A 16,335-nucleotide genomic window follows, 5' to 3' on the forward strand; every position below is an offset into this window, starting at 1 on the left:
CCATTCCGAACAGGGCAGTTAAGCCCGCCAGCGCCGATGGTACTGCGTCACAGCGGGAGAGTAGGTCGCCGCCCCCCTTACGCCCCGCGGGATTACCCGCGGGGCTTTTTTATTTTGGTACCCGCCCAGGGTAATCCTTAGCGTCCGAATCCCATCAGTCCCGCATGTTGGCGCGCGTGTCCATACGCGTGCGATAGGTGTATAAAAAAAATTGTGAGCGCGGGCAAAGGAATTTTTACTACATTTACTGAAAGCTACCGGGCAGAGGGGCGTATGCCGCACGCGTTTAAAAACGAGCGGGAGCGAGGGTAATAAAGCGTAAGAAGTAATTATCACGGACTGCAAGTCCGCGCCAGCAATGGGTCCGCGCCAGCAATGGCGAGTGAAATGTTAATGTTACCGCACGGATTGCAAATCCGCGCGAGCGGGGGTATGGTGTAAACAAAGCATTCATTCAAGAATTAAAGGAGAGTATTGTTAAAGCAGAAATTCAAGAACTAATTAATAAAGCAATTAAAGAATATGAACAAGGAAAAACCGAGTAAAGACTTAAAAAGTTGGCAGGAGAATCTTATTGGTTTTTTCGCCTTTTCAGGAATATTATTATTTCTTTGTTTTTTTTATGATAGTATTGTAAATGAAGTATCTGAATCAAGCACAAAAGTTAAATTTTTTAGATCTTTATTAAAATATTTAGATACTAAATTCGGGAAAGAATATGTTTTTGGATTTGTAATAATTATAATGATTATAGCGGGTACTGCTGCTCTGAGAGGTTTTTTGAATAATAGAAAAAAGGAACGCTAGCGCGGATTTGCCTTGTTCGCGCGTCTTCTTTGGATGCGTGCGCCCGGTTTTCCCGCTCCTTTCGCTCGCGTGGCTTTGTAACCGACCGAAGCGAGTTCGGCAAAGCCAACCCGTGCGGTTATTTCAATAAAGCATAGTTGAAATAAACAATAAAGAGTAAGAAGTATTTGTCACGGACTACAAGTCCGCGCCAGCAATGAGGCTGGACAAAAAATTTGTGTACGTGACTGAACAAGGGTATTTTTTACTACATTTACTGAAGGCTACCGGGCGGAGCGGCGTATGCCGCACGCGTTTAAAGACGCGTGCGAACGAATGTAGTGAAAAGTATGCCGTACGCGTTTAAAGACGCGTGCGAACGAATGTAGCGAAAAGTATGCCGTACTCGTTCAGAGGCCGGTGAATGGGGGTTATGGTAAATCCCTTGCCTTAATCAATATTTTTCTAAAGAACGATCTCGATCCTGTTTTCCTTGCTGTTCAACAAACCAAAAAATAAGTTTCTTTCAACTCTTATTCCGCCTTTTCGGTATGGGTTTACCTCATAGGTAAAGGGCGGTTCTACATGGTTTACTTTAAGTGAGCGGGGACTAAATGTTGATTTGGTAATGTGGTAGGTAACACTAAATGGTATGTTACTAAAGCTAAAGTTTACCCTTAAGCCATCAAATTCTTTTGGTAGAACTGGGTCAATAACAACGAACTCATTGCTGAATCGGAATCCGAGTAACCTGCCCAAGATAATACCTATAAAAATTCCAGGTCCACTGGAGTAAACTCGCCATCCACCATGTAATTTAATGTTTCCTTTAATAACTTCGGAGTATAGCTTATCGGCTTCGTACCTGTTTTTAAATAGTACATCAGAGCTGCTGTAATAGCAGTTTGATTGTCGAATATCGCCCTGTTTTACTATGTTTGTGTAACTAATTGGTATTGCTTGCAGTATGGCATAAATAAGTTCTTCGGCTTTGCCAGTTACGGCAAGAGTTTCCGCATATCTAATATGTTCGTGAGTGTACATTAAGCCAATTTCCCTTCCAAAAAATGTACTGCTTTCGGCACGTTGGAAAATTTTTTGTAAACCTCCGCTATACTTAAGGGGCTTATCCATAAGTCGGGCACCATCGGGGCCTAAAAGGTGATTTGTTATTATTTTTTGGTGATTGAAAGCCTGATTTGAATCAAAAATCCCGCTTAGAATACCTCTGTTCATTGGGAGGATGCTATAACTAACTCCTGTTTCACTATCGGAGGGGTGAAGAAGGAGAGTAAAAGTGTTATCGTTTTCTAAATGTCCGTACCCGGCTACAACACCATTGGAAACTAAATATTTATTAAAGTCTGTTTTAATTTTAGTACTTATTTCACCTAATGCTTCGGCCTTATCGGTTAAACCCAATAGCCTATAGACTGTTTCGAACAGCTTAAAGGCCTGGTAATTCATTTCAACCGTCCAGCTCGATACCAAACGTTGTGCTAGTTGGCTGTTAACCGGTTGAAGCGAATCGTTCCAATCGCCACCCCCAAATGGCACTAGTGCAGTGCCAGGAATGAACGATTTAACAATCCTATCAATTAACCGTTCAACATGTTCAATTAGAGGAGTAACCTCCATGCTGTCACCATTATTTTCGGTGTAGTAGGGTAATGGCGAGTTCAGAATATCAACATCTCCGCTATTTATGATGTAATTGGAGAGGGCTATAATACACCAGTAGGCAATATCGCCATGGGCCTCGTGGGCCCTGATGGTTTTATACCTATCAAACATCCACCATTGTGGCCACCACCCATCGGGGTTCTGGTTGGAAAAGATTGTTTGAAGAATTTTTTTTACCTCATAGTACTTACCTAAACTTAACAACATTTCAACAGGACCCTGGGAAACATCGCGTGTACCCCATGCTGCACCTCCAAATTGTTCTAACCCATAGGGAGTGAGGTAATGGATTAGAGCGTTTGACTCAAACCAGGGTATAATCTCGTTAATGATTTCAATTTCATCGGAATTTCCTGAAAGGGTTATTTCTAATCCCGATTTTTCTCTAAATGCCAGAGCATCTTCTAAATCTGCCTGAAACTGTTGGTCGGGGTTGATAATGGTTGACTGGTCAAAAAAGTTTTGAAGCTCACAAATAAAACTTATGCTTAACTGATTAGTTGAATCGGATTTGATAACGACAAACGAATTGGCATAGCTGCTTTCAATATCAATACAATTGCCGTTATCAAATTTTATATTAGCGCAATCCGATTTGTTTATAACCATACGGTATTGGGCTTTAGGGTAATTTTTGGAAAGAAGACTTTCTGGACTAGGGATAAAGGTTAAACCGTTCGGAAAGCCTGACGATTTTACTTGCCAACCGTTCAGCTCATCGAGGTTATTGGTAATGATAATGTTTACTGGATGGCCAGATATTACCTTAAAATCAAAATTTACAATAGGTGTATTAGGTGAAGCCCATGTTGTTACTTGAAAAATATTACTATCGAGCTTATAAATCCATTGAGCATAAATCAATCCCATTTCGTAGGCCGATGGTACACCTAGCTGGTAATACCTATTGTTGATTTCTACAAAAATTCTTTGACCTGTTTCGGGTAAAAGGTTGAATTGACTTGTATTTATCGAAAGTAGTGTATTGAAATTAGTGTTTCCTTGTTTTAGATGAGAATTAAAAACGCCAAACGACCATGTTGTAAGGGAAACAATATTATCATCATGATTTAGATTGATATTGGACTGGAGAATGTGCCCGTGAGGACGATAGGCCAGAATATCTTTTTCTCCAAGTACAACATGCTTGCCCTTGCCATAAAAAAATGAAAGCAATTTGCCGTTATTAAAGTCAGGGAATCGTTTCTCAGGACTAAAAAAATGGTTAATTTCATTTTCACTCAAATCCTGGGATGGGAAAAATTCAGAGCGAATAAAAAGATTATGCTTTCCCTTTTCCCAATTGCTTGTGGTAGGGTATTTGCTTTTGAATTGTTCAAAAAGGTTAGGTAGAATGGCTAAATCGTTTGATGAGGTTGCTGAGGGATGATCGGGCAAAAACCTAAAGACGAAGCTGATTTGATGGTTATTACCACTGCTGAAATCGAATGGTTTTGATTGGATAGCAATAACTGACGATTCAGCAGCACATTCGCCGGGCAATGTATCGAGTTCTAAAGCAAGGGGGATTTTAGTTTTTCGGTATGAGTTGCCGTAAACATAAAGCCCATCGGTAGTGGCCGAGGCTGCACCATTTTTACATGCCGCCATTAACCAAGGGTTCCCGGTAGGTTCTTTCATGTTTTGCCGGCAGCAAACCACAGCACCATACTGAGGATCATCCAGGATTAGCCTTTCAGTGTATTGACTCACGTAGTATTCATTAACTGGGCCAACAGATAGCTGCTTTAAGCCAACATCCTGAATTATTATTATGTCATAATTGGAAGGTGAAGAATTCCCATTAGTTAATTCAATTGACCATAGCCAGCAACTTTCAGTGTTATGAAGCTGAAGGCTGATTAAGTATTCAATACCGTTCCACTTCCCTTTTGCAAAGTAACAGTTATCCTCAAAAGTAAAAACAGAATTACTGCCTGTCCCGAAAAGCATTATGTGTTTCTTGGGGGTATTTCTTTCTCTAAGAAATATACTTGTCCCAAACATTGAGAATGGGTTGGTATCGCGTAAACCTATACGAATACCATTAGATGAAATACGCTTTATTCGGCCATTGCTGTGAAATTCAAATTCTAAATCTGAATTGTTTTTCAGCTTCATTTGTCAAGCATTTTTAGTGTTAACACAATTTCCTTGTTGCTGTGTAAGTAGTTCAATACTATCCGATTGTTATGCCAAATGAGCATAATGGGTTTTTCGGAGATTTCGGCCGACTTAATTTTGGAGATGTTTATCCCTTCAAGAACCATTTCACCAATCAATCCTGGGTCGCCCGTAAGGTGTATAGTAATGATATTATTGTTTGAGTTAATCCCAATAACATCGGAGGTAGTATGAAGTATATTAATGCCTTTACCAATTTCTTTACTAATTGGTGAAATAAAGGCGTAAAGCGGTGGAATCTCAATTTCTCCATCGATTAGTGGGAGTTGAACCCTTTCGTTTGTCTTGGGATGCTTATAGGTAATCTTTCCGCTCTGATTTTCGTTGTAGTAGTTTCCAACAAATAAAAGCGATTCAGAGGTATCATTAAACTTCTGACGTACGGTAATAAAATTGTTAGTGCTCGATGCGTTTGCCAATTGAGCTTTTGAACGCTCTAGTATGGTTGTGTAGGCTTGCAAATGGCCTTCGGTATCAAATCCTAGCCAGGTACCCAGGTGAACTACTTTACCCTTTCCAACATTCTTTTCAAATCCGCAGATACTTCCCCTCAGGGTAAAGGCTATAGGAGTAGCACCATCAATACCCTCTGTTGTATAGGCAATCAGTGGGTTTGAGCATTTAATATCGGTCAAATTATAAAGTTTGATCAAGGGGGAATCAATTATTTCCGGTTGTGATGATTTTATTTTAAAAGTATCCCTGAGTACTGTGCAAGGCTTTTGGTTCATCTCCCTATCGGGTAAGTAGGGGAAAATAACCAAATTACCACCATTAGTCACAAAACTTGCAATGGTTTGCTGATCGGGAGCATTCATCTCATCGGTACTAAAGAGCCAAACCTGCTTATAGGCCAACAAATCGTTCACCGATGAACTGGCTAGGTCAACCATATCGTAGTCAACATTGAGAACCTGGAGGGCTTTGAGCAACCCATCGAAATATGCCGACCGACGGATCCGAGCTGGAACAAATTTTAGTTCTGAAGCTCCGACTTCAGGACGCTCTAGCTCAGTGGCGTAGTATGGTGAGTAGAAAAGGACACATACCTCGGCTTTTCTTTTAGTAGTTAGAATGAGTTCTTCATGGGTTTCAATAAACCTACTCATTTTCTGAACAACAGGGAATGCACTCGATGGTTTAGCTTGGTTATCTAAGGGTGTAAACCAGTAGAAAGTATCACCGGAATATCCCTTTGCGGGTGGGTTTTTACCCTGTGAAAACATGTAGTAATTCCATCCTTTTAGGCCATTGGCAATGCTTGCCTTGTAAAAGAGTTCCATTTCACGCGGATTGGTAACTACATGGTATTCTCTTGATCCACTCTGAAACTCAGCGGCAAACAGAGGTTTTTCGCCCTGCATTGCGCTAACAATGTCGTTGATGATTCTATCGTCGTGGAGGTTCCTATACGAGACAAATTCAGGAATGTGGTCAACTCCAAATATCAACTCACTTTTATCCTCATATAAATCCTCGTACATGGTAATATTGAGGGGGAACTCGTACCCATGACCGTAAATCCATCCGGGAAGGTTATGGTATAAGGGTATTGAAATATTGTGCTTACGAATCCAACTGGATAGTAATCGTAAGTAGTTAGCGTAATACTTTCTCCAGAAACAGTGCCATTCGTAATCGCGGCTACGATCGCCTTTGGATTTATAAGGGGTATTCCCGTCGGGGGGTAACTCAATTTCCTGAAACGAGGTGTAATTACTTTCCCAAAGGGTGTTCAACTCATCAATCGTTGAATACCTTGTTTTGATGAAACTGATAAATTGCTCTTTTACCTGTTCATTGTAATCGGCTTGGTGGGCAAGCCATGAGAATACTCCAATTTCGTTGCAAACCTGCATCATTATTATAGGTCCCCCATTTTGTACCTGTTTTTGGCTAATAATGGGCATAACGTGGTTATACCATTGTTCTACTTTGGAAAGAAATACGGGGTTAAACAGGCTAACGCCATCGCTCAGAACGGCCTCGCCTTTGCTGTTATGCATTTTAATGGTGTCGCCATACTTTTCCAGAAACCAATCGGGCAAACCAGCGCCTCGGTATTCAGCAAGTATAAAAGGACCAGGCTTAACAATACAGGTAAAACCATGTTTTTGGCACAGCTCTATCCATCCTATAAGATCGCGTTCGGGTTGAGTTGTTCCACTAAAGTCAAACTCACCTTCGTTAACCTCGTGCCAAACCCAAGGAACATAGCTGCTAATGGTTTTAAGTCCTGCCTCTTTGGCTTTTTTCAGATGTTCTTCCCATAGCTCGCGTTTAATTCTGAAATAATGAATTTCACCGGAGTTCAGAAATACTTTTTTGCCATTCAAACTAAAATATCCGCCTTCAATTCCAAACTTGTTCATAGTATTTCTATTTTTTAGTGGTTCTGTAGTTTGTTTCGGGTTGTTAATGTTTGCTTTATTTCTTGAAGCCGCTTTTCGGTAAGGTTATATCTAAATATGAATATCAACGAAAGTATACTCATAATAACTGGCAATCCAATTTCAACTACCCTCATCATAAGTAAAGTGAACGGGCTCTGACGTTTTAGGGAAGGAATTTTTTGGGTTATTTCGTCCAACTTACGGATGTTGACGGAATCGATATCATAAATGTTATACTCTTGGAGCACGCAATTTATTTGTGCAATGTCCTTTAGTAACTCTTTATAGTGGTTTCCGTCGCCTTTACCGGCTATTATTGATTCAAAATGGTTCATCAGATCGTAAACATTGTTTTGAGCTTTAATTAAATTAAAGTTCATTTTTTGTTTATTTAATTTTTGTGCAATGATTGATAGGTTGACAGAGTCGGGACTCGATGCATTTAAAACAGAATCCCAATACTTTAGGCTGTCGATAGTAATGCTAAGGTTCTGTCGTAAAGTTACTTTTGCATGAATTTTTAGGCTGTCGGTTTGGGGATTTTCGTGCTGATTTACTCTTTCCAAAAAAGCATCGTATTTAATTGCATTACCAAGTATTTCAGTGTTAATATCTTTTATTTTTTTTATGTAATCGGTGTAGCTCAAAACGTTTTTATCGGTTAGATTTACTTTGATTTCCTTTATGCTACCTTCAAGGTAGTCAACTTTTGTTACCTGGTTCTGGTCGAACTGTGTGAACTCAATAAGGATTCCGGCAACAAAGCTGGCCACGGCAAATCCCATTTTAATAAACCACCAGAAAACCGAGTAAAAGCTTCCTTCCTTTCTATGCCCAGTATTTAAGTCATCCTCATCGCAAATATCACCTACCATTGAGGAGCCAAGGGTGAAGAAGAATAGCATTCCTGCCGAGAGCAGAATAGTAGGAATAATTATCAGGTAAGGATATTCAGGGTTATAGCATACTATTTTTGAAAGCTGTGCGGTGGCCATTAATGCAATGGATAGGATTAATGTATTGCGTTTGCCAAGCTTAGGGCTTATCCAGTTCAACGGAAAAACTGCTAAAAGCCCTGTAATAGCCCATATGGTTCCATTAATGCCAAGCAGATATGCTCCAGCTACCTTATCACCTGAAAAAACGTAAAAAATAGGAATGTATGAGCCCAACAGCGTTACAAAGTTGAAACCGGTTGCAAGGGTAAAAATGGCAAGAGTAAGCCTAATAAAATTCCTGTTTTTTGTGGTATGCTTCATGTCGGTCCAGAAAGGTTTTTTCTCCTGCTTCTGCACTCTAACAAAGCTGGGTTCTCGTAGTTTTGCAGTCCACCAAAAGGAGAGGGGTATAAGCAAAGCTGCAATCATTAATGAAACATAGCGCATTCCATCGGCTTCGTTCCCTCCGGGGCCTTTAAATGTTTCCAGGTTGGCGAGCACAAAGAGCCATGGGGTGCTCATGGCAAAAAGATTTCCCACAAAGCTTTTTGCGCTAAACAGCCGTGTACGCTCATGGGGGTCAACGGTCATTTCCATCCCCAATGCTCCATGAGGGATTTCAAATATTGCGCACGAGGTGTAGAAAAGCAGAAGTGTTACAAGTATGTAGGATAGCTGAAACCACTGATAGCCCGATTCAGAGGGGAACCAAATTCGTATGGTTTCGCCTTTGGGTATCCACCACATGGCCACAAAGAATACTGCTACCAGTATACCTCCTGCCAGTAAAAAGGGTCGTCGGCGGCCCCAGCGAGTGCGAGTATTATCCGAGAGATGCCCAATAATTGGATCGGCTATTGCATCCCAAAGTCGGGGTATAATTAGTATTGTTCCCAACCAAAAAGCGCTTAAGCCTAAACTTATGTTCCCCATGAGTCCAACAAGGATGCCAGCAATATTAAAAAGGGCAATGGGTATTATGCCGCCAGCCCCATAAGCTAATAGCTGTGAAATCTTTATCCTACTATCACTTTTTGTCTGTAAATTATTGTTTTCCATTGTATTGGGATATTAGTAGTAAATTTTTATTTCGCAGGGGATTTCATTAACTCGTATCTCATTTACGTTGTAGGTATTAAGCATAGTACCATTCACTTCTACCCCTTTGGGAAACTTAGAACCATTAAAGTTTCTGATACATATTCCATTGGCTGGAACTCTAATATTTCCGCCAATTTTTATTGTGTAGTGGTCGTTTCCTTTTTTAATAGAGTAAGATAGGTTCCCGTAGTATGTTGGAAGGTTTTGAACCGAAATTCCTTGAGGGCTGTCAATCCAATCCTGTTTAAGAGCTGAGCCAATACATAAGGTGTTGTGGTCAATATCTTCGTAAACAAAAATATTTCTGAAGGCATTAATGAAGTCGCTACCTACCCAGGTGTGAGGCATATCGCCAATGTAAGCCGGGGTTCTATAATCATTCCAAACCACTTCAGCCCAGTGATACCACCCTTGAGGGCGTTGCTGGCTTAGGAAGTAATCAATTAACTCATGGGCTCTTTCGGGCTGATTGAGCATTATGAACGAGCCAATAATTCTGTTCTCATAGGGTGTAAAGTTGACCCAGTTTATTTGGCCCGTTTTTCTCTGGCTAAAGTATGTATAGTACCTTTCAAAGGTATTGTAAATTTCAGGTTTAGGAAGATTTTCGAACTCATTGCATGGAGTAAGTGCAATTGTTGTGGATGTGGCATCAAAATCTCCCAGCTCGGCACATCCTGGTATATAGTTAATATTGTGGTTCTTAATGGTGAGGTTTATCGATTCATATAGATTTTTCCTGAAAGTATCAGTTACTTGCTTAATGCGCGAATATTCCTCATGATTTCCCAAAGCGATTTGAATATCGCAGGCATCCTTAAGCCCTTTAAGGATGAAGAAATTATCCCAGTATGAGTGCATTGGTTTTGCTGAGTATCCCTCGTGGCTAATTGATTCGGGAACTAAACCATAAAAGGCTCTCACACTATCGTTTCCATACCTGAAATAATCAGTGGAGCGTTCGGCTATCAACGATTCGATGTAACCTATTGTTCTGAGGATATAAGGATTCATCTTTCGCAGAAAAGCTGTATCGTGTGTAAAACTGAAGTATTCATGTATTAAGTAGATAAATTGACCGTGACTGTCATGCTCTGCAACAGGATCGGGGCCTCTAAAGTCCACAACACAGGGAACCTTGCCGTTATCATAAAGATTTTGAGCATACCACTCAATAAACTCCTTAACTTCATCAGTAATGCCCGATTTCAGTAATGCCGATGAAGTAAGAGAACCATCGCGCATCCAACTTCTCTCGTACGAACGGGAACCGGGTTGTATGCCATGAATATCGCGGTTAATTAAAATATACATTAGGTTGGCACGGTAGGTTTTTAATAAATGTTCGGCAGTGCTGGGTAAATTGAACTTTACGTATTCGGTTTTGTCGCGCCAGTAGTCCGACACTTTTGCAATTGTATCGACGATATTTTTCGTATTTAATTCTGAGTCATTGATATTTTTTGAATGATATGGCGCAATAGCAAATAGAGTATGGGATTGACCGGCTTTTAGCTTTATGGTGTATTTAACAAATCCACCATTTAAACCTAAATTATCTGTTTCTGCTATAGTTACTTCTTGGAGGTTACTCCGTATCACCTCGGTGGGATTAGCGCTATAGAATGAAGCGGCAAAGAACGACTCAAACTTTTGGGTAAAGTATAGAGAGGTATTATCAACTTCAACCCTATCTTTTGATGCGTTTGTTGATATTTTTTTTATTGTTCCAACACCACCGGCAAGGTTTAAGAACTGGTAGTAGGGGTTAACCTGAAATGGTCGTATAAGTAAGTAAAAATGAATTGTTTGGTTTTTGTTGGTATTGTTTTTTAAGGTGTAACCAATCAGTAGTTTTGATGAACTATTTGCATTTCCGTAGGAGGTAATGCCTACCTGTAAGTCAATATCATCGGTATGCCAATTAACCGTAGGTGTGTAATCATAGGTTTTACCATCAACAAAATAGGTAAGCGATTGAGAGGCTTTTACATTCGACCAATCATAAATTTTATTGCCAACCTTTACAACGGGCTCAATGGAAAAACTTGCTTTTTCAACTTCAACCATGCCATCTTCGTTAATCAGTGCCTCCTTTGAATCGCCACTTACACCTGAAATTGTCCAGTAGGAAGCCTGTTCAAGAAAGTACCGTGGGTAATATCCCTTTGGCGAATTCTTTGCTATGTACCTAAAAAAGTTGTTAAGTGTGTTCGATTCCTCAACCTTTATGATTTCAATATCCTTAATTCCTAAACCCTTGGAATTATTACTTTGGCTTAGTTTTAGTTTTAGGAATCGGGTTTCAAACTCAGGCAGGCGGATGTAGCTTGTGCTGTTAATATTTGAGTTGACATTAAATGGTTTTTCCCAATTTATGGAATCATATGATATCAGTACATCAAATTTTTGGGCTTGTTTGCCTTGCATCCAATTAATTTTTAACCCGCCAATTTCGCGCGGTGCTTTCAAATCAATCAGTATCTCTTGATTATTTTTGTTTTTGGCAACCCAAACGCTTTGGGGCTGCTGGTCAAGTACTTCGGCAATTGGTTTTGATTTTGTACCTGAAATTTCATAGGCAGTTGGAGCAGGGTACTCATTGGAAATTGGGGGTAGGGCTTTAAAGGTTAGACTGTCGATCCATATTTTTCCACTTCCTCCAACGAACGATGCCACGGTAAACTCTATTCTATCAATTCTTCTAAAACGTGTATCGGTGGTTGGCCCCCAAGCAAAACTGATATGACGAGGTTTTACTCTAACCTTTTGCCAGTTTGTAGGGAAATTGTAATTGCGGTTGTTCACCCACCAAACATTGTTACCAGTACTGTCAATAAACTTAATTTCAAAATTATTTGAGGGCGATTCGGCTTTTATGTAAAAGGTTATCTCATAGTTATCTGGCAAATTAATGGGAAAAAGCTTTTGAATACCACAGTAACCTGTACCCTTAGCGAAGTTATATGTTATGCAAATGGATTTGCCGGAAAGACCGTTGTCGGTTTGAACGGTAATATTTACCCCATCCGACTTAATATAGTTCCAGCCTTCAGTTGATTCGAACTGATCGAGAGTTACTGTTTGAGCCTTTACTCCGATGTGAAATGTTAAAACTGATAGCAAAGCAGCAGTAATTGTTGCCTTTAAGTGATGGTTCATACCAAGAGTGTTTTAGTAAGAAAAAAGTTGACGATTCTTAATTTCAGAAAACAATCAATTTAAATTCTGAAAACCAAGTTTCTTTAACCCTGACTGAATTATTGGATCGGGCATTATATAGTCCCAAACCATGCCTGTTCTGAAGTTTTCAATCATAATGAGCATTGGGCCTTGATCAATTCCAATAAAGTCGTTATCAACCCATTTAGCAGTTGGGTTAAATGAGTCGTAAAATCCATATTTACCCCATATTTTATCGCCATAGCGCTGCAACATTGCTTTAGTTGTTGGGAGCACAATTTCAGGAGCAAAAGGTAGCGATGATAGATGCCCATAGGGGGCTATAGTGCCATCATCAAAATAGTTAAGCTCCCTTCCGCTGGCCCCCCTGCCTGCGTATCCGAGAAAAACTTTATTGTCAAAATTATACTTATCGGTTGGCCCATCGCATGCAGTTATTCCCCAGCAAAGTGAATCGTAACCAACCCACCCATGGGGATTATCGATGCAATACTCTCGCTGAGCGTAAGTGGCAATACGGGAGTTAATGAAGTAATCGATTCCTTTTTTGCTCATGTATGAGTCTTGTAAACCACGAAAATCGATAAAAGCATGTGAAAACTGATGGCCAAAAAGTGGCGGGAATGCAACATGAGAAAAATCCTTGTAAGGAGTGTACCAGTTGTAGGATTCAATCCATGAATTGTATGCCTTTTCAATATTTTTCATTCCTGATCCTGCCGCCAGTACATATAGGAATAGCGCTTCGTTATACCCTTTCCAGCCCATATTGTGTAAACCCGATTCCGGATACCATGCCATTGAAATGGTGTAAGCGTATTGCCCTTGAGGTGGCATTTGCATGAAATCCCAGTCAACCCTTTTTATTAAAAAGTCAGCAATTTGGCGAATCTGACGTTCCACGCTATTATTTGCATTATAGTAGTTGCGGGCAAAAATTATCCCCATGAGCAGTAGGCCTGTATCTACCGATGATAACTCACACTTCCATTCCCTTTTTCCAGTTTCCATGTTTAGGAAATGGTAGTAAAAGCCTTTATAGCCCGAAGAAAGAGGGTCAGGACTTTGCTCAGAATTTTTAAAGAATTTAAGGATATTCAGGGTTATTTGGGCTGCCTCATCGCGACTAATCCATTTACGCTCAGCACCTATTGCAAAGCAAGGAATAGCAAAACCTGTTGCGGCAATGCTAATTGGCGACCATTTGGCTGCTCTGTCCTTTACAGCACCCCAATGAGGGTGATGCTCATTCATAAAGTACTGAAAAGTCTTATACTGAATTGAATCGAGCATTTTTTCTTCCTCGGCCGTTAAGGAGTAATTGATTTTGCCCTTTGATGGAAAGCTGATATTATTAGTTTTTGAGCATGAGAGCATTAGGAAGGTAAGCACCATTGATACCTTCCAAAACATTCCAATTTTACCATTGATAGCCATAGCCATGCGTTTTTTAGGTTACCTGCTAGTATTGAAACCAAGACGGGAAAGTCCTTGCTTAACCTCGGGTGCCGACATGAAAAGGTTCCAGCATAAACCGCTACGATAGTTCTCAATCATTACTACTATTGGCCCTTGGTCTATTGCCAAATAGCTTGTACCCCACCAATTTGCAGTTACATTAAATGCATCGTAAAAGCCGTACTCACCCCAAACTTTGTTTCCAAGTTTATAGTAGAGGAAGCGTGCCACTTTTTTCGATTCCTCAGGGGTATAAGGCATGGACGAAAGAGCAGCAGTTGGGCTAATAACTCCAATATCGCGGGTGGGCTCATGCACACCATAGCCTGTATTGTCGTCCGATGCAGTTAGCCCCCAGCAATCAGCGCTATATAAGGGGTATCGTCCAGGATTAACAACACAATGTTGACGGTTAATAAGGGTGTGGTTTACGTTTTGCTGCCAGTAGTTTGCATAGTTATCACTTAAATTTCTGGGGTCAAGGCCCATAAATGAGTAATGGGCAAAGAAAAGGGGCCCCCCGTAGTCAAAACCAACCGGTAGGAATATTCCATAAAAAGTCTTCCCGTTGGTAATAGCTCCATTCCTTGCCCAACCGGAATGGTAAACCGAAGGGTTAATGGGGTAGGTAGTTGAAGAAGCGGCTAATACATAAACGATTAATGCCTCATTGTAGCCTCTAATTTGCATATTTATTGCCCAGCCAACGGTAGGCGACCAGTGCCAGTATAGAACATCCTCGCCACCCTTAGTGTACCATGTCCATTCTACTCCATTAATCAACTCATTTATTTGGTTTATTAAGTTGTTTTCAGAACTCTCATTAGGGTTAAGGTACTGCCGGAGTGTGATAAGCCCCTGAACCAGAAACGCGGTTTCAACCAAATCGCCTCCATTATCGTTTGTGCTAAAAGGATAAACTTTGCCTGTTACACCGTTATACCAATGCCCCCATGCGCCATGAAACCTATCGGCATCTTTAAGGAAATTTACAATGGTTGAGAAACGGCTTATGCCTTCGGCTCTGGTTATGAAACCTCGTTCAATGCCAACAATGATTGCCATTATGCCAAAACCACTACCTCCAATTGTAACTATATCGCCCGATGTATTCCTTTCCCTTGCCAAACCTGAGGTTGGGTGGGCAAAATCCCAAAAGTACTTAAAGGTACGTTGCTGAATTAGCGTTAATAGGCTATCGTCCGAAATTTGCTGAAACTTATCGGTTGAATCGAGCTTAGTGAAAAACTTGGCTGTATACCCATTTATGATATTGCCACCCAAGTTTTTGCCTTGCGATACTGTGAACCGATAAAGGGTGAGCGATTTCAGATCTTGGTTTGGTGTTACACTTAAAACTCTTGAGTCGCCTGAAAATTTATGGGTGTAATTATTGTATGTATCTCCAGAGAAGTAAATATTGTAGGTATCAATCTTAAGGCTATCAACTGGTTTATCAAAGTAAACTTTTATGTTTGGTTTAAAACCAATATGGTTGATTTGACCATTGTCATAAACTTTAATCCCGTCAATGGTAATTGAGTCGACCATTATATTTCCAATGGGTTTTACCGTCTCCTCTTCTTTGCAAAAGGTTACGGTAAGTAAAATTCCAGTTAGTGCGATTATCGAAAAAACGTACTTCATAGGGTTTAATAAAAAATAGGGTGGGGTGTTTCCCCCACCCTAAAAATTCGGTTATTCAGTAATTTGTGATACTTCGGCATCGTACAGAGCCTTAACTTCTGTAGCTGATAGTGCTTTATCGTAAACACGGAGTTCATCCAGGTTGCCCATGAACCAACCCATCCATTCATCAGTGGCTTGAGAATCGGTTTTTGGTCTCCATGCACCAATGTTAAGCACGTCGGCGTTAACAAAGTTCAGATCGCCAAGGGGTTCCTGCTGATCGTTGGCGTAGCGATTTTCAACTGCTTCAGGGAATTCAACTTTTACGCCATCCTTGTAAATCATAAACTTGGAGGTAGTTGCGTCGTACTGGAACACAAGGTGCATCCATTTATTTACCTGGAAAATTGATTTCTTTGCTTCAATCCATTGACCTTCCCAAGGAACACCTACTTTTTTAAAGTGTAGCTTAAAGAATAGTGAATCGGCACCAGGATCAGTAAGCCTCTCAATCATGATTGTGAGGTTTCCCCAGAATAAATCATCGGATTTTCCGATTTCGATAACTTTAGGTACAGGCGTACCATCTACTTTAGGGGATTTAATCCACATGGCAACAGTGTAAGACTTTAGGGTTTTAAGTTTGCTGTTGTCAGGTAGATTGTAGCGTAGATATGCGCCACTGGCACCCTGGTAAGCCTTACCCCTACGACCTACAACGTAAGTAACATTAGGCTGTTGCGATGGGGTAATATTACCAATGGTTTCAAGGGCATTGTCGTCAAATGGCATGTAAGCAACCAGGTTAGCTGTTGCAATGGTACTTGGATCAACCTTCCCATTGTCATTGTCATCATCATCTTTACTGCATGCGGTGAATAGTAATCCACCCATTACTACAGCGCCAAAAAGAAGCGCACCAAAAATTCTGAATTTGTTCTTCATAGGACTTAAATTTAAGTTAGACATAGGTTTAAATT

8 protein-coding genes and 1 rRNA gene are annotated in these 16,335 nt (G+C 40.5%); 2 read left to right on the top strand and 7 right to left on the bottom strand.

The features are described from left to right. Together rrf and AB6811_RS07125 are read left to right on the top strand one after the other, a co-directional pair. Positions 1–77 (top strand): 5S ribosomal RNA (rrf, locus tag AB6811_RS13790); the annotation flags it as partial. A 445-nt stretch (positions 78–522) separates the two neighbouring features. Further along, complete coding sequence (locus AB6811_RS07125) at positions 523–807, top strand: hypothetical protein (RefSeq protein WP_369489757.1); 285 nt, start codon at positions 523–525, stop codon at positions 805–807. 444 nt (positions 808–1,251) lie between these two features. On the opposite strand, the gene AB6811_RS07130 is transcribed toward AB6811_RS07125, so the two are convergent. From AB6811_RS07130 to AB6811_RS07160, 7 genes are read right to left on the bottom strand one after another with little or no spacing between them, the layout of a single operon-like run. After that, positions 1,252–4,590, bottom strand: a complete 3,339-nt coding sequence (locus tag AB6811_RS07130; RefSeq protein WP_369489758.1) for a GH36-type glycosyl hydrolase domain-containing protein — start codon at positions 4,588–4,590, stop codon at positions 1,252–1,254. Further along, a complete protein-coding gene (locus AB6811_RS07135; protein WP_369489759.1) occupies positions 4,587–7,025 on the bottom strand; it encodes a beta-galactosidase in 2,439 nt (812 codons plus the stop codon). Before AB6811_RS07135 ends, AB6811_RS07130 begins: the two co-directional genes overlap by 4 nt. A 14-nt stretch (positions 7,026–7,039) precedes the next feature. Beyond that, on the bottom strand, positions 7,040–9,043 hold the full coding sequence (locus AB6811_RS07140) for an MFS transporter (protein WP_369489760.1): 2,004 nt from the start codon (positions 9,041–9,043) through the stop codon (positions 7,040–7,042). A 12-nt stretch (positions 9,044–9,055) separates the two neighbouring features. Next, positions 9,056–12,247: a discoidin domain-containing protein gene (locus AB6811_RS07145; RefSeq protein WP_369489761.1), complete on the bottom strand. Its 3,192-nt coding sequence runs from the start codon at positions 12,245–12,247 to the stop codon at positions 9,056–9,058. A gap of 54 nt (positions 12,248–12,301) precedes the next feature. Beyond that, positions 12,302–13,705 carry a glucoamylase family protein gene (locus AB6811_RS07150; protein WP_369489762.1) on the bottom strand — a complete coding sequence of 468 codons (1,404 nt, stop codon included), beginning with the start codon at positions 13,703–13,705 and terminating at the stop codon, positions 12,302–12,304. Positions 13,706–13,723: 18 nt separating this feature from the next. Beyond that, a complete protein-coding gene (locus AB6811_RS07155) occupies positions 13,724–15,373 on the bottom strand; it encodes a glucoamylase family protein (RefSeq protein WP_369489763.1) in 1,650 nt (549 codons plus the stop codon). A gap of 51 nt (positions 15,374–15,424) precedes the next feature. Next, a complete protein-coding gene (locus AB6811_RS07160; protein WP_369489764.1) occupies positions 15,425–16,300 on the bottom strand; it encodes a LamG-like jellyroll fold domain-containing protein in 876 nt (291 codons plus the stop codon). Positions 16,301–16,335 lie beyond the last annotated feature (35 nt).

Origin of the sequence: Tenuifilum sp. 4138str (assembly GCF_041102575.1) — a bacterium.
Taxonomy (GTDB): Bacteria; Bacteroidota; Bacteroidia; order Bacteroidales; family Tenuifilaceae; genus Tenuifilum; species Tenuifilum osseticum.